Source organism: Psychrobacter sp. P11F6 (assembly GCF_001435295.1).
In the GTDB taxonomy this organism is placed as follows: Bacteria; Pseudomonadota; Gammaproteobacteria; order Pseudomonadales; family Moraxellaceae; genus Psychrobacter.
Map to the genome: position 1 here is coordinate 635,253 of NZ_CM003594.1, position 22,220 is coordinate 657,472.

10 protein-coding genes are annotated in these 22,220 nt (G+C 43.3%); 8 read left to right on the plus strand and 2 right to left on the minus strand.

Going from position 1 to position 22,220, the window contains the following annotated elements; translation table 11 throughout:
- Positions 1-43: 43 nt before the first annotated feature.
- The 8 genes from AK822_RS02665 to AK822_RS14600 all read left to right on the plus strand — a co-directional run bounded on the left by AK822_RS02665 (position 44) and on the right by AK822_RS14600 (position 13,458).
- Positions 44-1,156 (plus strand): lipase secretion chaperone, encoded by a 1,113-nt coding sequence (locus AK822_RS02665; RefSeq protein ID WP_060490475.1) that lies wholly within the window; start codon positions 44-46, stop codon positions 1,154-1,156.
- Between the two features lie 312 nt (positions 1,157-1,468).
- Positions 1,469-1,963: an META domain-containing protein gene (locus AK822_RS02670; RefSeq protein WP_060490476.1), complete on the plus strand. Its 495-nt coding sequence runs from the start codon at positions 1,469-1,471 to the stop codon at positions 1,961-1,963.
- A gap of 254 nt (positions 1,964-2,217) precedes the next feature.
- Positions 2,218-3,222 carry a PD40 domain-containing protein gene (locus AK822_RS02675; protein ID WP_060490477.1) on the plus strand — a complete coding sequence of 335 codons (1,005 nt, stop codon included), beginning with the start codon at positions 2,218-2,220 and terminating at the stop codon, positions 3,220-3,222.
- A gap of 182 nt (positions 3,223-3,404) precedes the next feature.
- Positions 3,405-4,070: an OB-fold-containig protein gene (locus tag AK822_RS02680; RefSeq protein WP_060490478.1), complete on the plus strand. Its 666-nt coding sequence runs from the start codon at positions 3,405-3,407 to the stop codon at positions 4,068-4,070.
- A 250-nt stretch (positions 4,071-4,320) separates the two neighbouring features.
- A complete protein-coding gene (locus AK822_RS02685; RefSeq protein ID WP_060490479.1) occupies positions 4,321-6,399 on the plus strand; it encodes a flotillin family protein in 2,079 nt (692 codons plus the stop codon).
- Between the two features lie 287 nt (positions 6,400-6,686).
- On the plus strand, positions 6,687-12,851 hold the full coding sequence (locus tag AK822_RS02690; RefSeq protein WP_060490480.1) for a DNA repair ATPase: 6,165 nt from the start codon (positions 6,687-6,689) through the stop codon (positions 12,849-12,851).
- A gap of 244 nt (positions 12,852-13,095) precedes the next feature.
- The gene (locus tag AK822_RS14595; RefSeq protein WP_010196547.1) at positions 13,096-13,266 is read left to right on the plus strand and encodes a DUF2256 domain-containing protein; all 171 of its coding nucleotides are present in this window, start codon (positions 13,096-13,098) and stop codon (positions 13,264-13,266) included.
- 45 nt (positions 13,267-13,311) lie between these two features.
- A complete protein-coding gene (locus AK822_RS14600) occupies positions 13,312-13,458 on the plus strand; it encodes a DUF2256 domain-containing protein (RefSeq protein WP_087945540.1) in 147 nt (48 codons plus the stop codon).
- Positions 13,459-13,902: 444 nt separating this feature from the next.
- Here AK822_RS14600 and AK822_RS02695 read toward each other — a convergent pair whose 3' ends face one another.
- Positions 13,903-17,811 carry a restriction endonuclease subunit S gene (locus AK822_RS02695; RefSeq protein ID WP_060490481.1) on the minus strand — a complete coding sequence of 1,303 codons (3,909 nt, stop codon included), beginning with the start codon at positions 17,809-17,811 and terminating at the stop codon, positions 13,903-13,905.
- Positions 17,812-18,078: 267 nt separating this feature from the next.
- Entirely contained in the window at positions 18,079-21,867 is a 3,789-nt protein-coding gene (metH, locus tag AK822_RS02700) for a methionine synthase (RefSeq protein ID WP_060490482.1), read from the minus strand.
- Positions 21,868-22,220: the final 353 nt, after the last annotated feature.

The window sequence follows — 22,220 nt, forward strand, 5'->3', positions numbered from 1 at the left end:
AAACATAAGCCTTTAAGCTGACTTATAAAAAGAACCCTCATCTATGTCGAATAATCGCCGCCCAGCCTATCTACCAATAGTTATAATCGCCTTGGTTAGCATAGCCATAACGGCGGCGGTGATTATGTGGTTCAAACCTGATAATACACGTATGGCTACAGAGCAACCAGTATCCAGTGCCCTCACTAATGAGGCTAATGCTAGCCTATCAAATGCGCTGGATAATGGCCAAGTAGTGCAAACAACTGCCGCCCAAAACCAGTCTCTATTTGTCACTGGATTGGAGCGTTTGCCGCGCTCATTACAAGGCACGCAAATTGACGGCGAAATCATCATTGATGAAAATAAGCAGTTGGTCGTCACTGAAGGTCTGCGGCGTTTATTCGATTATTTTTTGTCGGCGCTGGGTGAAGAAGATGAAGCGGTTATTTATGCCCGTGTTGAAAGCTATATTCGTCACCACACGCCAGAGCCAGCCGCTAGTCAAGCGGTCGCTATATTTGACCAATATATTACCTATCTTAAAGCCATTTCTGAAATAGAACAACGTTACGGTAATCTGCAATTACAAGCGGCAAAAAGCGGTGAGCTGGATCTAAATGTCGTCGCGCAGCAAAAGCAAGATGTAGTCAAGTTGCGTCAGCAGTATTTTACTAAAGAAACCATTACCGCCTTCTTTGGTGCAGAAGAGGAGTATGATGATTATAGTATGGAGATGGTCAGAATTAACCAAAACCAGCAGCTAACGGATGTGCAAAAAGAGGCAACACGGCAGAACTACATTAGCCGTATGCCAGATAATGCGCTCAAAGCCGGTATCATCCAGCAAGCCAATCTGAACGAGCTGATGAATCGCACAAAACAGATGCAAGCAAAAGGGGCAACGGCTCAGGAACTGTATAACATGCGTCGTGATCTGGTAGGTGCTCCAGCCGCCGCACGCCTCGCGCAAGTTGATGCAGAAGATGCTAACTTTGCTCAACGTTTCGACCAATATCAAGCCCAAAAACAGCGCTTATTGAGTCAAAGTGCAGATAAAACGCAAGCACAAACCCAAATCAATCAAATCGAACAGCAGCTATTTAGTGAGGCTGAACGCAAGCGTTTGGTAGGCTATGCTGCTTTGCAAAAACAGAACAGCGCCAATCTAAAGTAATACCTAGCATAAATGAGTAAAACGGTAATTTTAACGAGAAACTGTCGGTTTTCAGGGTATATTCAAGAAGTTATAGAAAAAGTGTTAGCAGTTAATGTAACGTCTAACAATAGAGGTTAGCAAAAAGACTATAGAGCGCAACAAATAACAGGGTAATCATACACTCAATCTATAATGACAGTTAAGCTCCAGTTGTGCATAATGACCGCATTATTGAGAGTAATGAATAAAACAGTAAATTAATCATAATAAAAACGAATGTTTAGGATAAGAGCTATTTTTTATTCTAAAAAAACCACTATAGGAGCTTATATGAAAAACATGACTAAAATGATGATGGCAGCGACACTTGCGGTAGGTACAGGTACGTTGGCTGCTGGTTGCCAAACCACCCCCAGCGTAACAGCGCCAGTGACTCAACCAATTACTTCTAATACGCTACAAGCATATGACTGGCAGCTAGTTGACGCCAAACGCAGCAATGGCGATAAGGTTAGTCAATTGTTCTTTGATCCAGCGAAGCCGTTGACGCTAAAGTTCTTCAAAGACAGCGGCAGTGACCGTGTGACCTTTATGAACACCTGTAATAACATGGGCGCTGACTACAAGGTTGTGAATGGCAATGTCGTATTAGGCAACGTTTTATCTACTATGATGGCATGCCCTGAGCCACAAGCAAGTTTTGATACTGCGACTTTAGCGACCGTACAAGGTAAATATAGCATCAGTAAAAATGCCAATAACACGCCTATCTTGACCATTACCAATAGCAATCAAGTTGCCCATTTCAAAGCCGTTTCTAAATAATTCAATCATTACAGATGGTTTTTAAATAGTATTCGCTAAAAGCTTTTTTTTATAAAAGTCAGATTTAGTTTTAAAAACGCCTCACTATCTAGTGGGGTATTTTTTTGTCCAAAATTTGGCATGGTTTACGCTACACTGTCATTTGCTATTAAGTAAAGTCTTTAGGCTAGGATATTTTAATGCACTCAATCTTTTAGCCTTGATTGTCAAGATTCTCAGTACGCAATAATCAATACTTTATTGGACGTTATTTTATGTCAAAAATGCTTGTATCAAAATCATCCGTCAATATACGAACGATAAGTAATATCACCGCACTAACGACTTTTATTCTGTTGACGGGTTGTCAGACCTTGCCTAGTACGATGTCTAAAACGATGCAAGCGCCTGCTAATAATATGAGTGCGAGCAATCCACTAACGGCGCGGATGTCAGCGATAGATCGGCATGGGCGCATTGCCTATGTCGAGGAGCAAGGAGTCGGAGCTGCAAAGATGTCGACGCTTTATAGCATTCGTCCTGATGGTAGTGATCGTCAGTTAATCGATCAGCTTAATGGTTATATTTATGCGCCAGCGTGGTCAGCTGATGGGCAACTGCTGGCATATAGTAAACAAGCGCCGCGCCAGCATCCTAAGATTTATATCTATGATCGCAAAAGCAACATCCGTAACCTTGCGGTAAATACTGAAGGCAGCAATATGTCAGCGTCGTTCTCACCTAATGGTCAAAAACTCCTCTATAGCTCAACGGTCGGCGGCAATGCTGATATCTATGAGATGCGTCTGAGCGACGGTAAGACCACACAGCTCACTACGTTACCGAGCACGGAAGTGCAGCCAAGCTACGCCAGTGATGGGCAAAGTTTTGTCTATACCAGTGATAAAGTCCGCGCTGGACGCCCACGTATCTATCGCTATAAATTCGAGACTGCTAGTGCCACGCCTGTGCTAACAAGTGGCTATGTCGCCAGTCCGCAACTGAGCTTGGACGGTCAGCGCATGGCCTATCTCAATGGTCGTAAGGCTGCGGTGATGACGCTGGCTACAGGGCAAGTTATCAATCTAGCAGAGACTGGACTTGATGAACCAGCGCGTCTGTCACCATCTGCACAGTATGCTGTCTATCCGACAAAGCTTTCACAAGTGGGCGGTCAAAATGGTGGAAGTTTGGTCATTCACTCATTATCTGGTAATACAAGTTATGCCATTGGCAGTAAGGTGGGCGGAGTTGTACGCTCGCCGATATGGGGACGCTAAAGGTAAAACCTATGTATTATGTAATGGAATGTATATATAATCCTTGATAAAGCAACATAAGTTGATTTAAAAAATGTAAACTTGGCAGCATTAATTCGAGTGAGCATCATCCACATAATACCAATTTGTATAACCAATTCATTGAGCTAATAGATTGGGTGAGCAAAAGGAGAATACGCACAATGCAAGAAGCTTTTTTAGTCTTTATCACTAAAATCAGTTTATATCCCACGATTATTTTTACGGGGCTTGTGATGTTCGTCACTTTATATTGGGTTGTGTCTTTACTCGGCATGGCAGATATGGATAGCGTGGACCTTGGTGAGTCAGGCGGTGATGCTGATGTCTCTACCTTATCATCGACTGGTTTTTTTACCGGTCTCATGCTCAAATTTGGTCTTTACGGTGTCCCTTTAATCATCATACTAAGCTTAATTAGCTTGATCGGTTGGTTGCTCAGCTATTTATATACCAGCTTTTTACACCAATATTTCGATACTGGCGTTCTGTATTATTTATTCGGTACAGGGGCGCTCATTTTCGTATTGGTCGTCTCTATGTGGTTGACAGGTATTATTATTTCGCCGATTCGCAAAAATATCGCCAAAATTCCCAAACGTAATTCGTCTAATAATGTGGGTAAGATCGCTGTTGTGCGTACGCTTAGTGTCACAGATAAGCATGGCGAAGCAGAGCTAAATGATGGCGGCGCAGGATTGATACTCAAAATTCGTTCAGACACCAATGATGGTTTGCTAAAACAAGGTGATAGAGTGATGTTGATAGAGTATTTAGACGAAGCCAATACCTACCGAGTTGCTGTCGTCGAAGATAAAAAAATATTGTAAAAGTATGAATAGAGCTAATTGTTTTAGAAGTAATTGATTGTCAGAAATAGCAAGTTTTTAGAAATAGTACGAATCGTTTTAAATTTGATTATAGTCGGTTCAAGGTAATTCAGATATATCGAAGGCGAATGACAGGGCTATAAAGCACACTTGCTATAAACAGTGCCATAAATAGTGGATTTAGTAGGCCTGATAGCGTATCTGATTTATATTGAATGGATTATGGAATGTTTTAATTAAAGGAATGGATATGGACACACTCATTATCGTCGGCGTGGTTGTAGTGCTGGCGTTTGTTTTTATGATGGTCGCACTATTGATGCTCAAGGCCTTTTACTTTAAGGTCGAGCAGGGCAAAGCACTCATTATTAACGGTGTGAGTAAAATTGCCGTACGTTTTGATGGTGGTTTTGTTTGGCCAGTCATCAACAAAAAAGAATTGATGAGAATCTCGCTTATCACCTTAGAAGTGGACAGACGCGGTAAAGAAGGTTTGATTTGCGCAGACAACATGCGTGCTGATATCACCGTGGCATTTTATTTACGCGTCAATGAAACCGAAGAGGATGTGCTAAAAGTCGCCAAATCGGTTGGGGTTGAGCGTGCATCAGATAAAGTCGCTGTCAACGAGCTGTTTAATGCTAAGTTCTCAGAAGCCTTAAAAACAGTTGGTAAACAGATTGATTTCGTCAAACTGTTTGAAAACCGCAGCGAGTTTCGTGACAGCATCGTTCAAGAAATCGGTAACGATCTGAACGGCTATGTCTTAGAAGATGTGGCGATTGATTATTTAGAGCAAACGCCAAAAGCGTCATTAGATTCAAGTAATATCTTAGATGCTGAAGGTATCAAAAAGATTACCCAATTAACGGCCTTTCAGAACGTCATCACCAACGAGCTTGAGCGTGACGAAGAGCTAGCCGTTAAGAAAAAGAATGTTGAAACCAGAGAGGCGATGCTAGAGCTAGAGCGTCAGCAAGCTGATGCTGAAGCCAAACAGCAACGTGAAATCTCGTCAGTGATTGCACGCGAAACGGCTGAAACCCGCAAGATTGAAGAAGAAGAGCGTAAAAAGTCTGAAACGGCTGTTATCTCGGTTGAGCAGGATTTGGCGATTCAGCGTGAGAATCAGCAGCGTGAAATCGAAGTAGCAGGTCAAAATCGTCTGCGTGCAGTCGTCATCGAAGAAGAAAAAGTCACGCGTGCTCGTGATTTAGAAATCGTCTCTCGTGAGCGTGAAGTTGACTTGCAACGCATCGAAGCTGAACGTGCAATTGAGCTTGAGAAAAAAGAAATCGCCAACGTCATTCGTGAGCGTATCGCAGTGGACAAAACCGTTGCGCAAGAAGAAGAGCGTATCAAAGAAGTCCGCGAAATTAGCGAAGCTGAGCGTTCTAAGCAAACGCGCGTCCTTGCAGCAGAAGCCGATGCGGAAGAAATCAAAGTACGTCAGGTGAAAAAAGCCGAAGCTGAAGAGTTATCAGCCAAGCATAAAGCCGTCGAAATTACCACGCTTGCCGCTGCGAATCTTGAAGCATCCGCTAAAGATTCAGAAGCCAAAATTAAAATGGCTGAAGGTACCAAAGCAGAAGAGTCAGCACATGGCTTCGCTGAAGCGGCTATCCAAGAAGTCAAAGCGGCGTCTTTGGAAAAAGAAGGCATTGCGAAAGCCAATGTTATCAAAGCGACCGGACAAGCTGAAGCACAATCAGATCGTGAAAAAGGCATGGCAGATGCTGAGGTTATCGCGGCTCGTGGCGAATCCAAGGCAAAAGCTGAGCGTGATATTGGTATGGTCGATGCAGAAATCATCGCCGCTCGCGGTGAATCTACCGCCAGAGCTGAGCGTGAAAAAGGCATGGCAGATGCTCAAGTCATCGCGGCTCGCGGTGAGTCAAACGCCAAAGCAGAACGCGAAGTTGGATTGGCAAAAGCCGAAGTTACTCGTGCACATTTCCAAGCCGAAGCAGATGGTCTGGTCGAGAAATTCAATGCCATGGGTAGCATGAGCAAAGAGGCACGTGAGCACGAAGAGTTCCGCATGAGTCTTGAAACAGCATTGCAAGAAGCGCTTGCCTCAATCGATGCTGGTAAAGAGATTGCGAAAGAGAATGCTGAAGTATTAGCAGTTGCGTTACAGAAAGCCAAAATCGATATTGTTGGCGGCGAAGCGCATTTCTTTGACAACTTTGCCAAGTCACTGTCTATCGGTAAAGCCATTGATGGCCTAGCGGGTAAGTCGGACACATTGAGCGGTATCATCAATGGTGTGATGGCCAGTCAAGCCATGAAATCAAACCAGCAAAATGATGATAAAACGACTTATTAATAGGGTCAAAATGCCTAGTCTTAATGGGCAAATATTAGTGAGCAAGTTTTTATCTAACAGTGTGAATGAGTAATATTTTCTAAAATAAAAAATCTGTCGTGTAGGCGGCAGATTTTTTTGCTAACTCAGGGTGATTCGGAATGACGAATCATGATGAGTTGGTTAATCTAAAAAAACAGCAGTGACCACTCGTTTTTTTTAGATTAGCCAAGTGCTTCTTTACTTTCAATGATTCTTTATTGCCCAAAATTCTCTTATTAAGTAAAAACAGAAACGGACGAGTAACGATGGCGGACACGCAAAACTCAACAAATTCAGAAAGCAACGATAACGCTAATCAAGCCAACCAGACCGATCAGGCAGTTGCTTCAGGCAATACTTATGAGCTCATCAAAAAACGTCTGACGGAACAAGGCGGTCGTTTAGAGGCTCAAACGCAGACGCTAAATAATGCGCGTCTCGAAGAGTTTGGCAGCACCCAGATGCAAGTCATTGCCCGTACTCGTATTCGTACCGAGCACAACTGTGTGGCGCAAGATATGGTGCAGGTCGGTGATTATTTGCTGTTTGGCTACAACGTTTTTATGGGGCTCAAACGCGCGAGTAATATTAAGGACGTATTGTCGTTATATCGTCTGAACGAGCCAGTTGGTAATGAAGAAGAGTATCAGCTCGAAGAAGTAGACCTAAAAGGGACTTTTTTGGCTCAAGACGCCTTTGTCCAAGATTTCAATGAGCTGTATCGATACTACAAGCAAACGCGCCTGATCCAAATAACGGTTAAAGACAGCAAATTGCTATTGGCGTTTCAAATTGGCGAGCGTATCACCGATATTCGAGTGTTCCGTTTTGCGTTAGATTTTAGCCAAGGCACACCAGAGTCGGCGCAAGTCGCTTATGTGGACAATCGAGGCGAGCGTGATATTGAGCTGCCGCCTGCTTATGATTTTGACTGGATTGATACCACCCGCGATCAAATGGTGAATGGCAAATATCCGCATATGAATATCTTAGACACGATATTTGTGGAAACGGTCGGTGGCGATTTGACCATCAAGATTGAGGACAATACGCAGTCCGGTCAGGGTATTTATAGCGAACCAGTCAATGACCGTACTCAGTCGCTGACGGATGCTGAGATTGCTTATGCCAAAGTCGGCAGTCTAATACTGCTTAAAATATTGCCTTATCGTGAAGAGGACTACCGTTATTTCGTTTATAACACCTTGACCGAAGCGGTGCTGCGTTTGGATGCGATTGGTCAATCGTGTGTCCAGCTACCAGAAGACCACGGCATCATGTTTCCGGGTGGTTATTATCTACAGACGGGTGAGTATAAGCTGTTTGAGGCCAATAACGTTGGTGCTACTGACTTACGGTTTAAGCGTAAAATTGTATCGCCGAATGGGGAAGATGTTCTATTCTTATTTTACGATAGAGACTTGGGCGTCACGGGGCTGTTCCCTTATAACCTGATTAAAAAGCAATTGGCAAATCCTATCTATTGTAACGGCATGGCTTTGGCTGAGAATGGCCGTTTGGTGCTGTTTAGTGACCAAAGCGAGCCGTCTCGTATTCATCCAATGCAGATATGGCACACGCCTTATGCCTCACACGAGTATGTGAGTGAGCTGCCAGAGAGCACGAGTTTTTATGGCAAGATTGGTAATAAAGAACTGGTACGCGGTATTTCAGACCTTTATAGCATCACGCGTCTCATTGACAATCAAAGCGTCTCTCAAAAGCTCTATGAAGAGCTTACCAATAATACCAGCCGACTCTTTGACAGCTATTACTGGTTGTCTGAGCCTGAGCTAAGCGAAGTCGCCAGTAGTATTAAAGAAGTAACGGCCACGGCTGAACTGGTGATTGATGAGTTCGCCAAAGTACAAAGTATTCAAAAGCAAACCCAAACCGCACTAGCCGATGCTGATACGCAGCAAAGTGAGATTTTGCGGCAGATACGCGTCACTAGCTTTGAGTCTGCCAGTGATTATGTCGATCAGTTGTCAGCGTTAAGACGTCAAAAAGGCAGTTTGGTTAGCTTAGAAGAGTTGCGTTATTTAGATGCCGATAAACTACAAGCATTGCAAAAGCAGTTAGAAGAAGCCGAAAGCGAGCTGGCTGAAAAGACTGTGCTGTTCTTAAGTGGTGAAGAGGCGCTATCAAGTTACGAAGGTATATTGGTCGATGTCAGTGAGCGTTTAAACACCGCTGAAACCAATGCCGAGCTAAAACCTGTATTAGAAAAAATTGATGAGACGGCGCAAGGGTTAGATTTATTAACCGAGCTATTAGGGACGCTAGATGTAGCCGATGCCACGGTACGTACGCAAATTATCGATGACATATCGACCATTTATGCCAGCCTGAACCAGAGCAAAGCCAAGCTTAATCACAAACGCAAAAATCTAGGCTCAGCGGAGGCCGTCGCACAATTTGGTGCGCAGTTTAAGCTGTTCGGTCAATCTATTGCCAATGCATTATCTATTGCCAATACGCCTGAGAAATCAGATGAGCAAATGGCTAAGCTATTGGTGCAGCTAGAAGAATTAGAAAGTCAGTTCGCTGATCCAGAGACCAATAGTGGCGATCAGTTTTTAGCCGATATCATCAGTAAGCGTGAAGAGATTTACGAGACCTTCGAAAATCATAAGCAGCAATTACTCGATTCCCGCAATCGCAAAGCGCAAAACTTAGGTGATGGCGCGCTACGAATGCTTGAGAGTATTAAAAAACGCACGCAAAGCACTGGTGTCACAGGCTTTACAGAGGAAGAGGCGCTAAATACGTATTTTGCGGCTGATGGTCTGGTACAAAAAGTTCGTAATATTGCAAAAGAGCTACAAGCGATGGGCTTTAGTGTCAAAGCCGATGACATCGATGCCCGCCTAAAAGCCATTCAAATCGAGAGTTATAAGAGTCTAAAAGATAAGTCGGACTTGTTTGAAGATGGTGGTCAGATTATTAAACTGGGCAAGCACCGTTTTTCGGTCAATACTCAGCCATTAGATTTGACCTTATTGAGCCGTCAGCAGTCAGATGGCAATCGTGTTTTAAATCTACATCTAACGGGCACAGACTATTATGAAGTGCTTAATAATGCTGAGCTGAACGCCTTGCGCCCGTATTGGGACATGAATATCGCCTCTGAGTCCGATACCGTTTACCGCGCGGAGTACTTAGCCTATAGCATTATCGAGAGTGCTAAGAATAGCAAAGAGGGTTTGACCGAAGCGCGTTTATATCAAGCATACGATGCGACGGTCATTACCCTCGATATTAATGGCGATATTGATAACGACAGCCCCTTGTCCAAACTGGTCAAAGCTTACGCCACCCCTCGCTACCAGCTCGGCTATGACAAAGGCATTCATGACCATGATGCCACGCTATTATTGATGCAAATATTGCCGACTTTGCGCGAGGCAGGACTGCTCATTTATACCCCGCAAGTACGTGCGCTGGCGCAATTATTCTATTGGCAGCTCAATATCGTACAAGCGCTGGGCTTAGACAGCTTACGCCAGTTCGGTTATGACGCTTGGTTAAATGAATCCGTGCTGACGCGCGCGAGCAACTGGACGGATAGAGCCGCGACTGCCGAGCAACTGCGCCGTGCATTGGGCAGTGATATGGCCAAATCGCTATTGGTCGAAGATATGAGCCAAGTGATGCGTGACTTTGTCGCTGCTTATCATGATGGAAGTGCTAGCGGTGATAAAGATGGTAGCGTTGATAACAACGCCAACATCTTCAAACCAAGCTACGTTCAGCTTGCTTGTGAATATTTGGTGAGTGTCATGGGGCAGTCGGCTGAAACAAGTGCAGGCGCAAACAGCACAATAAATTGGCAAACCAGCCAACAAGCGCAGCAGTTGTGTGAGCAGCTAAGCCAAACGCTAAATAGTGCTTCAGGTAGTATGCAAGCGACGGCCAGTTTTGACCAACTACAGTCTTCAATTGGCAAACTTGGATTCCAGCCCAAATCAGCCTATGAGCTATTGGCAACCTGGTTTCATGCATTGCTTGATAAGACTTACGGTGGTAATGAGTCAGATAATGCATCAGCTGATGGCAGAGATGAGGCAGGCGAGACACTCAGTGAAGCGCAGCTTGCTGAGAGTAAGGAAAAAGAGGCGCTACGCAAGCAACAGCTAGAAAGTGGCCGTCATTATGTGCCGGAGGCGATTGCTGTTTTACTTACTCAATTGAACGATGCCCAGCGTGAAGCTTTGGTGCAACGACTGATTGATTCAGGTGCGACTTTCGATAAAGGATTAGGTGTTAAAAGGCTAGGTAATAAAAATCTGAGTAATCAAGGTTTAAACAGTACAGGCGCAAGTGCCACGCCATCTGCCTTATCATTTTCCTCAATTACCTCGTCGGCTACGTCAACGCCTTCATTGACCAGTATTAATAATCCGCTCAATCAAGTGCAAAGCTTTGAGCGTAGCACGGGTAAGGTATCGCTTGAAATACAAGTGAATTACCTACTGGGTGAGCATCCGCGTATTCATCAGCAGACCTTAACCTTTGCCGTCGATGACTTCTTAAATCGTCTGCATCATCATGATACCCAAGTTATCCCTGCCTATAGACGTTATCTGGCCATGCGCTCAGAGATTTTGCATGATTCAAAAGAGACGTTGCGACTGGACGAGTTTATGCCACGTCCATTGTCTTCATTTGTGCGTAACCGGCTGATTAATGAGAGCTATCTGCCGCTCATCGGTGACAACCTTGCCAAACAGATGGGCACGGTCGGCGAGGATAAGCGTACCGATTTGATGGGTATCCTTATGATGATATCGCCACCAGGTTATGGTAAAACCACCTTGATGGAGTATGTGGCAAACCGTCTGGGCTTAATCTTTATGAAGATTAATTGTCCGTCACTCGGTCATGATGTGACGTCTTTAGATCCAGAAAAAGCGCCCAATGCCACCGCACGAGAAGAGCTGAATAAAATCAACTTAGCTTTTGAGATGGGCAATAACGTCATGCTTTATCTCGATGATATTCAGCATACGCATGCGGAATTTTTACAGAAATTTATCTCACTCGGTGATGGTACGCGCCGTATCGATGGTGTTTGGCAAGGCAAAACGAAAACCTATGACATGCGTGGCAAAAAGTTCTGTGTGGTCATGGCAGGTAACCCATATACCGAGAGCGGCGAGGCCTTTAAAGTGCCAGACATGCTCGCCAACCGTGCCGATATCTACAACCTAGGCGATATCATGAGCGGTATGGAAGAAGTATTTGCGCTCAGTTATATAGAGAACTCGCTGACTTCTAACACCGTTCTCGCGCCACTAGCCAACCGTGACTTAGCGGATGTCCATCGTCTCATCAAAATGGCGAAAGCGGACAATGCCAATCTTGCCCAAGCTCAAAGCGGCGATTTGACGTATCCGTATAGCACTTCAGAAGTTAACGAGATTATCGCTATCTTGCGCCATATGTTTAGGGTGCAAGAGGTCATTTTAGACGTCAACCAAGCCTATATTGCCTCCGCCTCGCAAGATGACAAGTATCGTATTGAGCCAATATTTAAGCTGCAAGGCAGTTATCGTAATATGAATAAGATGACCGAAAAGCTGTCGGCGGTCATGAATAAGAGTGAGCTTAATCAGCTGATAGACGATCACTATTTGGGAGAGTCGCAGCTATTGACCCAAGGCGCAGAGAGCAACTTGCTCAAGCTTGGTGAGATGCGCGGCGTATTGACTGAAGCAGAAACAGAGCGTTGGGCGCAAATTAAAGCCGACTTCTTACGTAACAAAGCCATGGGCGGTGAAGATGGCGATACGGGCGCGCGTATCGTTGCCCAGTTGGTCGATTTGGCCAGTGGCTTCAATGCCATCAGTAGCCAGTTTGAGACATACTTAACAAAAAATGATCCTGAACAAATTGCTCGTTTACGAGAAGCAGGGCAGCAAGCGCAACTCGATGCCCAGCTAAACAGCCAATTAGAAGCGCAGAAAATCCTTGCCGATAGCGTGCTCAATAATGCCAAAGTCGTCAGCGACAGTATCGATAATGGCTTTGAGAAAAGTCTGAATCAGCTGATGCAAATATATAAGCATGATCACAATGCTGAAAAAGCGGAAGGCGAGTACTTCAAGAAAAATCAAGAGGTACAAAAACAGCTCATGGTGCAACTAGTCAATGCCGTTGAACAACTGGCACAGAAAATGGCGAGTAGCTTGTCTAGTAGTCTGACTGAAAGTCTGATTAAAAATGAAGAGCATCAAACCGTAGATAGTGATGTGCCTGACATCACTCAGCAGACTGCGCTGATGGCAAACGCATTAAAAGAGGCGCTTGCACCGCTAACGATGCGGATGGATGAGAAATTACTCATCGATAGCAGTACCGATCAATCAGGCAAGCTAATCGTCAATAGCCTCAACAGACTTAATAAAATCTTTGATGATTATGACTAATAGATATGATTAATAGCTGACGATTGACAACTAATGATTAATTATTAACGCTTATGAGCAATGCTGATGAATAGCACTATAAATAGGACTGATGAGTAAGAGACAGTGGTAATATAGTCGGCAACAGCTACTTTAGGTACGATGACGGCGAATAAAGTTGCTACAAACAGTAGGTCAATCAAGCCTAATACCGTATCCGATGGTAGTGAATCGACTATAGATTAAACAAACCAATGAGAGAATTATGGCGCATAAAAAGAAGAACGTCCGCAAAAAACTCTGCCCTGTCTGTGAGCGCGAGTTTAGCTGGACTAAGAAGCTTGATAAAAACTGGGAGAGCATGGTCTATTGCTCCGATCAATGCCGCCGCGTTAAAAAGTATGAAGGGCTGGATCATCAAAAAGAAGACAAGTAGTCGTTAGTAATGAAGTAGAGCTATATCGACATAAGAGAGCAGACGATGGCACATAAAAAGGTAAACCTACCGCAAAAAACTTGCCCCGTCTGTCAGCGCCCATTTACGTGGCGTAAGAAATGGGAGAAAGACTGGGAGCAGGTGATTTATTGTTCTGAGCGGTGTCGTCGGACTAAAGGTAAAGCAGATTGAGTTTAAACTAGGACGAAATGAGTAGACAGCTAATCCTGCTTTTAGCTCGTATCAACTTATCTATGCGAATCACTAGCCAAGGTTTGATGTGTTACTTGCTCCGCGCGCCACCCCAAACCAAGCCATTGCAACTTGCTCAGCCAAGCAGGATAACCGCTACAATCAGGGCTAAACCGCACCCTAAAACAGCCATTAAATAACAAATGAATTTTTCTATAGAAAAGGTTCGAGTAGGTTGGGCGGAGCTTGCGACACCCAACGATTTTGAGTTAAGAATCTAGTCTAATGAATTGTTGGGTCTCGTACCTCGACACCAACCTACAAAAAACCAAACTTTCAAATAACACGCGCACTGCAAAAGTTGGAGTAGAGTGCGCCCAGCGCACTAATCATAATCTTAAAAAACATCTACATTATCGATACGATGAAAATCACCCTACGAAACTATAAATAGCTCTTAATAATTGCGTGTTTTTTATCTGTGCTTGTATCAATGATAGCTTGAGCTTCTTCGAGCTTGAGTTCTAAAACCTTTATGTCATTAGCTATTTTGTTTTGCTCTTCAATAGTGTTAATAACTATATCGATATTATCTATATTTGTGACGGATAATCCTGGCTGTGCAACGCCTGTAGCATATTGATTTAAATCCAAATTGACTAACTTATAATATAGCCAAGTTTCGTTTATATCTATCAAAGGAGTAACGACTACAGCATGTTCAGTAGCGTGAAACTTGCCTGACACGCGAGTAATATTGCCACATAATGCGCCTTGTCTACCTATAAGACAATAATCTCCTTCGTGAGTAAACGTTCTAGTATATCCGCGCAAACCATTACCCCCATAACAAGGGTATAATGATTCGTGATAATTATTAGTTATATCAGAGGCAGAAATAAATTTTCCAGCTTTCAAATCTAATGCTGAACCTATTTTAGTTTTTTGGCTATTAAGAGAGTTGGCTGATTCATTAATAATCTTATCAATCTCATTTCTTAATTCTTCAGTTTGATCTTTAGCCTGTTCAGCTTCGTTGTCTACTATCTGACAGTCATTTATAATCTGTTCTTGGACTTTTATTGGAGGTAATGGAATTTTGACATTACTATCGAGGAATGATTTATTTAAACTCTGTCCAAAAGTATTTAAACCACTTTTAGTTAATGGAATAATACCTGCATTAAATATTTGAAAAATAAAACTGTTTAGTAACTTGGCATTATCCTTGGGTATAAGTCCTGCTATAGCTTCATTAGTATACAAATCTTGTCCTGCTATTGCTGTTTTACCTATAGATAATTTAAAACTAAGCAAAGTTGTACCCTTGGGTATAAGTTTGACATTTGAATTGGCAATACCTGAATCAGTGATCTTCTCTTTAGTATCAATAATGGTATGACCGTTCATCTCTGAAATTGATAACCATAGGTGATTACCATCAAAATAACTATTATTGCTTCTTGAAGGCGTACCACCGATCAACACATCGACTACATCACCTAAATAGCTAATATTCCACTGTGTATCAATGTTTAAATCTATTTTAGGAGCTAAACTTATTGCTTTGTTAAAATCTACGACTTTGAAATCTAACATATCAACCAAACTAGATTGGGTTACAAAACTTTCTAGTTCATCTGGAATCAAGAAGTTCTCTTTCTGAAAGTTTTGGCTAATCAAATAATTAATCTTAGTATCGTCACTTTTATCTTTAGGGTTATAGAGTGGTGTATTGATATTATCCAAATTATATAGGTTACTTAGTACTCTTTTGTCCTCTTCTTCTATCGCCACCTCTCCGCTGTCCTCATCGACTGCTTCTAGGTCATCCATTTTGAAACCGCCTAAATATTTAATACCCTCATTACCTTTGGCGCTGCTCCATTCATACCCCAAAAAGGCTTTCATCTCTTTGGTTTTGCTTGGGCTTTTTATTATAAGCACAGGTTGCGGGTTTAGGCTGGCTAGGACAAAATAATACACTTTGTCTTTTTCAGTCGCTTTTAGATAATTTACCAAACGTCTATCTAACTCTGCCTTTTGCTTATCTTTAGAGAATGCTTTAAACGTTTTACTGTTTTTTAGCCTTTTAATCTCTGTCCATTTATCAAACTCTTTGACATAACTTGCAAAGTATTCGCTATTCAGCAGCGCTTCATTAGGAGTACCAGCCAGTAGCGTTTTATAATCATCAGCATCTAATTCAAGATGCGCACAGTAATCATCAATAAAGTGACTGTCAGCAAATACCGCACCAGTATCTACAACCTCATTCGAAGATAAGCTACTATTTTGAACAGGATTAAACCAGTTATCTACTCTCTGTGCATAGTGGTCAGCTTCAACAGGCGCATCCGTTGTTTTGCGTCGCAAGAATAAAGTGACAGTATTCGTACCTGTCTTGCCAAAAGTACCGCTACCAAATTCTGCTATAGCCACGATATCGAAGTGTTTTAATATGATTTCACGAGTAGCGACGTATATATTTTTAGATGATGAGGTACTACTGGCTTTACCTTTGGTCAAAATAGAGGACGGCACAATAATAGCGGCAACTCCGCCCGTTTTGAGTAACTGCTTGGCACGTTCGATAAAAAAGGTTTCAATGCTATTATTGACGGTATAGCTTTTTTCCTCAATATACTTGAGCAGCTCAAACTGCTTACGTTCGCTAGGTTTTAGCGTATCCAAAAAGCCTTTGACGCTATAGGGCGGGTTGGCAATCAATACTGAATAACTGTTGTTCTTGATATCTTCGTTATTTCCTAGAGCATCTGCATAAATAATATTGATGTCATCTTGCCCATACATAAAAGCAGATACTTTAGCAACTTTTGACAGTCTATATTCTTTTTCGATGCCTGTAATATTGTCATAATATTCTGATAGGTTTTTATCAGGACCACTCTCAATAGTGGGTCTTATTGTCGTTGCATACTCATTTAAAAAATGCCCAGCACCGCAAGCATAATCGATGACTTTAGGAATGTCTTCTGAAGTAGCGATGAGGTTATCTAAAGGTAGCGCATTCATAATGAATTTTACAATCGGCATCGGGGTAAAAAACTGCCCTTCTGACTGTTTTACTCCTTGGTCGAGAAAGCCTTCAAACATATCTCCTAAAAATTGATTTCCTTCATTAGTCTTGAGGCGAATATCTTGTAGCATTTTTACTATTTTAAGAAGGACAGCTGAGTTTTGCTGAAACAGCCTTTCGTTATGTACATCAACAAAAGCAAAGTCATTATTGGTGAAAAATTTTAAACGCCTAAACATAGCCTTAATAGCTTTTTGGGTTTCCACAGGGTCATTTTTATAAAATCGAAAAGCTGTTTCAACTTCATCATCTCGTACATAAGTCACTTCTTCATCTAGGAATTTTTTCATACCTTGTTGATACAGTGCTTGCAGACGATCTTGAAGATCAAAAGGACTATCGTAGCTGATACCTTTCCAGTTAAACTTTAGATCTTGTGGGTTATTAGTTTCATCAACAATCTTGCATAAAAATAGATTGACCAGTTTATCGAAGGCGTTTTCTCGACCAGAGACATTATGCTGACGCATAATAGTTGCAAATTCATTATATTTGCCTTGAATATCGCTGCTACTAATGGTCACAAGGTCATTTAATGAGTAGTTTTCCTTACCAATATAATATGGCTGAATATCGTCTTCGAATAAACCTCGCGTTGTATAGTCCTGCTGATAAGTCTCTTTCCAAGTATCAAATATGTCTTCTACATTCCGTGATTTACTGTCAGCATAAGACAATATTGGCTCGTCACTAACTTCTCTTAATTCTTGTAGGAGCTTGTTATTATCATTTAATGAGATTAGGTAATAATCAGGTTTGATGTGATTATCAATCCAGTTCGAGGCATACAGACAAATAAATTGCGTAGTACTTGTTTGTTTGACGTAACTAAATAACTGTCCGCCATCTTGTAAAGTACGGTTCCATGCTTTGTTAAATTCGGAACCAGCGGTTTTACATTCAATAATAAGCAACGTATCGCCTTGATTGTCTTTAATTAAAACATCCGCGCGACCGCCACTTGCACCGTGACCCACTTGCCATTTTGGTTCAAGCTCAATATGTTCAGGTTTATATCCTTGGACAAGCAAACGATGTACACATTCAAAGACGACAAAGTTTTCATTCTGCGAAAAGTTACAAGTTTGACGCTCGTTAACAGTCAGACCTTGATCTTCTGGATAAATTAAATGTTTAGTATTGAAGTCAACTTTCAAATAAGCATTGCTATCGTATTGATTGAGAAAAACATTATTATGTTCTTCAAAGCCTAAAAACCTCAGTACATCTGGAAAATTATTTTTATCAATCATTTTGTCGTTCCATTGGAGTATTTAAAGTTTAGTTGCGATGGATAGTAGCAAGAACAAGATGCTGCCGCTAGCCCCGATTGTCGCGGATATCCTGACGGGCTTGGCGAGTTGCGATGGATCGTTTTGAGACGGTATCGAGGAAACAGGAACGGCTCAAAAATTAACCATCGCCTAACCTAGACTGGCAGATAGAAGCAAAAGCGGGATTGGCTATAAAAACCAATACCGCTTCAAGTAACTTTTATAGAATCTTAGCCAAAACTAACCCTACAAATTCGGATTCAACCACTTCTCAGCCGTTTTCATATCCCAGCCTTTACGTTTAGCATAACTCTCTAACTGATCACGGCTTATCTTACCGACATTGAAATACTCACTATCAGGATGCGAGTAATAAAATCCGCTGACCGATGACGCAGGCCACATCGCATAGCTTTCAGTTAGCGTTGTACCGATCGCATCTACCGTACCGAGCCAATCAAACAATTTACCTTTTTCCGTATGCTCAGGGCAAGCAGGGTAGCCAGGTGCAGGGCGGATGCCGACGTATTTTTCTTTGATCATCTCATCATTGGTGAGTGATTCAGTTGGCTGATAACCCCAATATTCTTTACGGATGAGCTCATGTAAATGCTCGGCAAATGCTTCTGCTAAGCGATCAGACAGCGCCTGTACCATGATGGCATTATAGTCATCGCCTGCTGCTTTATATTGCTCAGCGAGTGCTTCTGTACCGACGATAGAGACAGTAAAACCGCCCAAGTGATCGGTATGCGTCTCTGATGGCGAGATGAAATCCGCCAAGCTAAAGTTCGGCTTGCCACTGGCTTTATCGCTTTGCTGACGTAAGTGTTCGAATTGATATTCTGCTGCGCCGCCTTTAGTAGCATGGTCATAGACAGTGACAGTATCGGTACCCGTACGGCGAGCTGGCATGAGTTTAAACACCCCTTTAGCGACGATTAATTTTTCATCAATCATCTTTTGCATCAGCTCATTGGCATTATCGAACAAATCGCGTGCCGCTTCGCCCACCACATCATCTTGCAATATCTTCGGATACTTACCGACCAGACCCCAAGAGATAAAGAATGGTGTCCAGTCGATATAAGACAGTAGGTTAGCGATTGGATAGTCATCAAATATCACTTGCCCCAGCTTATTGGGGACTGGTGGTACATAGTTTTCCCAATCATACTGAAAGCCAATTTTGACCGATTCGGCATACGTGACCTTCGCCGCCTTTGGCTGACGCTTGGCAAGGCGTTCACGTACTTTGACATACTCTTCGCGAGTTTCATCGATAAGCGCTTGACGGTGTTCTTTGGAGAGCAGTTTGGTGACTACACCGACTGAGCGTGAGGCATCAGATACATAGATGACGGCATCATTTTGGTATTGTGGCTCGACTTTGACCGCGGTATGCGCTTTGGAGGTCGTTGCACCGCCAATCATCAAGGGTAGCGTCATGCCGCGCTCTTGCATTTGCTTGGCGACATAGACCATCTCATCGAGACTTGGGGTAATCAGACCTGACAAGCCAATGATATCGACTTCTTCTGCGATAGCGGTATCGAGGATTTTTTCACACGGCACCATGACACCCAGATCAACGATATCATAGCCGTTACAGCCCAGCACCACGCCGACGATGTTTTTACCGATATCGTGGACGTCGCCTTTGACCGTTGCCATGAGGATTTTGCCTTTCTTTTCACCCTCGACTTTTTCTGCTTCGATATACGGATTTAGCCACGCAACGGATTGTTTCATCACTCGCGCAGATTTCACGACCTGAGGTAAGAACATTTTACCGGCACCAAATAAGTCACCGACGATATTCATCCCGTCCATGAGTGGCCCTTCGATGACTTCTAGCGGCTTGGGGTATTTCTCCCATGCTTCTTTAGTATCGGCCTCGATAAAGGTCGTGATGCCTTTGACCAGTGCATGAGCGATGCGCTCTTCTACTGTGCCTTCGCGCCAGCTCATATCAACGGTGCTGTCTTTTTTCTTACCACCGTTTTGGTAGTTCTCAGCCACAGTCATCAGACGTTCGGTGGCGTCTTGACCGCTCTCACCTTGGTTGCGGTTGAGCATCACATCTTCGATGGCGTCACGAGCTTCCTTTGGAATATCATCGTACAGTTCAAGCATGGCAGGATTGACGATACCCATCGTCAGACCATTCTGAATCGCATGATAGAGGAATACGGAGTTGATGGCTTCACGGATAGGGTTACCACGGAAACTAAACGAGACGTTAGAGACACCACCCGATACCATCGCATTGGGCAAGTTATCGGTAATCCATTTGGTGGCGTTGATAAAGTCCGCACCGTAGTTGTTATGCTCAGTGATACCAGTGGCAACGGCAAAAATGTTCGGGTCAAAAATAATGTCTTCTGATGGGAAACCCACTTCGTTGACCAACACATCATAGCTGCGTTGACAAATCTGAATCTTACGCTCGTAAGTATCGGCTTGACCGTCTTCATCAAATGCCATGACGATCACGGCGGCACCGTAGCGCATACAAAGCTTGGCACGCTCAACGAACTCAGCATGACCTTCTTTTAATGAGATAGAGTTGACGACGGACTTGCCTTGGATACGCTTAAGACCTTCTTCGATGATGTCCCATTTAGACGAGTCAATCATCAGCGGTACGCGGCTGATATCTGGCTCGCCAGACACGAGGTTGACGAAATGAATCATCGCTTGCTTGGAGTCGAGCATGCCTTCGTCCATGTTGATATCGACGATTTGTGCGCCGCCTTCGACCTGATCTCGCGCCACATCGAGTGCTTCGGTATAGGCTTCGGTTTTAATCAAGCGTAAAAACTTTTTAGAGCCTGTCACGTTGGTACGTTCACCCACGTTGACAAACAAGCTATCAGAATTAATAGTAAATGGCTCAAGCCCCGATAAACGGCAGGCAGGTGGGATATCTGGAATGACGCGCGGTGGATAATTTGCCACCATTTTAGCGATTTGACGGATATGCTCAGGCGTCGTACCACAACAGCCACCCACGATGTTTAAAATACCCGCTTTGGCAAAGCCTTCGAGCAGGGCGGCGGTTTGTTCGGCTGTTTCATCATATTCACCAAACTCGTTGGGCAGACCTGCGTTCGGATGCGCTGACACATAGGTATTAGCAATGTTCGACAGTGTTTGGATATGCGGACGCAGTGCATCAGCGCCTAATGCGCAGTTAAAGCCAACCGATAATGGCTTGGCATGGCGAATTGAGTTATAAAAGGCTTCGGCGGTTTGACCTGATAGCGTTCGACCTGAGGCATCGGTAATGGTGCCCGAAATCATAATCGGTAACTCAAAACCAATGTCATCAAACACACCCGTAATGGCAAAGATTGCGGCTTTGGCATTTAGCGTATCAAAGATGGTCTCAATCAATATCAGGTCGACACCGCCTTCTATCAGACATAAGGTCGCTTCACGGTAATTTAGTACCAATTCGTCAAAGGTAATGTTACGAAAAGCTGGGTCATTGACGTCCGGTGATAGCGAGCACGTGCGTGAGGTTGGCCCTACGACACCAGCGACAAAACGCGGTTTCTCAGGCGTTTTTGCCGTAAATTCATCCGCCGCTTCACGGGCAATCTTGGCTGCTGTCTTATTCAGCTCTGGCACTAGATACTGCATATCGTAGTCAGCCATCGACAGACGCGTACCGTTAAAGGTATTAGTCTCGATGATATCGGCACCAGCTAGCAGATGATCGTGATGAATGTCTTTAATCATGTGCGGCTGTGTCAGTACCAATAAATCATTGTTACCGCGTACGTCTTGATTGATATCGGCAAAACGCTCACCACGATAGTCGGCTTCTTCTAATTTATAGGTCTGAATCTGTGTACCCATCGCCCCATCTAACATCAAGATGCGTGATGCCATTTGCTCGGTGATACGTGCACGTGCCGTCAGTTGCTGCTCTTTATAAGGAAACGCGGCAGGTGGCGTTAAAATAAAGTCATCAGCGGATGATGGACTAGAAGTAGGATCAGATTGAGAAGTCATCGTTTGAGTCATAGGAGCGCTGCTTATATCGTCAATGTTATAAAAGGGGAAGTAATAAGAATAAGAATAATAAATAGCGTGCAACATTCATAAAAGGCGTGGGCAAATCCGCATTATTCTAGCATGAAAATCATATCTCACGTGGGACAGTACTTATTCCTCTTTGGCAATATGTTGGACAAAAAATCTGCCTGTTGATTGAGTGAGCATGATGTTCAAAGTTTATGCCATTAAGCGATTAGGAACAAATGAATATCATTTCGCTTAAAGATTACATAAAGCTTTGTTTCTATAAATGAAAGCACAACGATTGTGCTTAAAAGTCAGACAGAGTTTACACCTGTACTACAAAAAGTTGCGTAAAG

Bases quoted from the DNA above. Each gene is read 5' to 3' on its own strand.
- AK822_RS02665 (WP_060490475.1), top strand. From the start codon at position 44: ATGTCGAATAATCGCCGCCCAGCCTATCTACCAATAGTTATAATCGCC.
- metH (WP_060490482.1), bottom strand. From the start codon at position 21,867: ATGACTCAAACGATGACTTCTCAATCTGATCCTACTTCTAGTCCATCA.
- AK822_RS02685 (WP_060490479.1), top strand. From the start codon at position 4,321: ATGGACACACTCATTATCGTCGGCGTGGTTGTAGTGCTGGCGTTTGTT.
- AK822_RS02670 (WP_060490476.1), top strand. From the start codon at position 1,469: ATGAAAAACATGACTAAAATGATGATGGCAGCGACACTTGCGGTAGGT.
- AK822_RS02675 (WP_060490477.1), top strand. From the start codon at position 2,218: ATGTCAAAAATGCTTGTATCAAAATCATCCGTCAATATACGAACGATA.
- AK822_RS14595 (WP_010196547.1), top strand. From the start codon at position 13,096: ATGGCGCATAAAAAGAAGAACGTCCGCAAAAAACTCTGCCCTGTCTGT.
- AK822_RS02690 (WP_060490480.1), top strand. From the start codon at position 6,687: ATGGCGGACACGCAAAACTCAACAAATTCAGAAAGCAACGATAACGCT.
- AK822_RS14600 (WP_087945540.1), top strand. From the start codon at position 13,312: ATGGCACATAAAAAGGTAAACCTACCGCAAAAAACTTGCCCCGTCTGT.
- AK822_RS02680 (WP_060490478.1), top strand. From the start codon at position 3,405: ATGCAAGAAGCTTTTTTAGTCTTTATCACTAAAATCAGTTTATATCCC.
- AK822_RS02695 (WP_060490481.1), bottom strand. From the start codon at position 17,811: ATGATTGATAAAAATAATTTTCCAGATGTACTGAGGTTTTTAGGCTTT.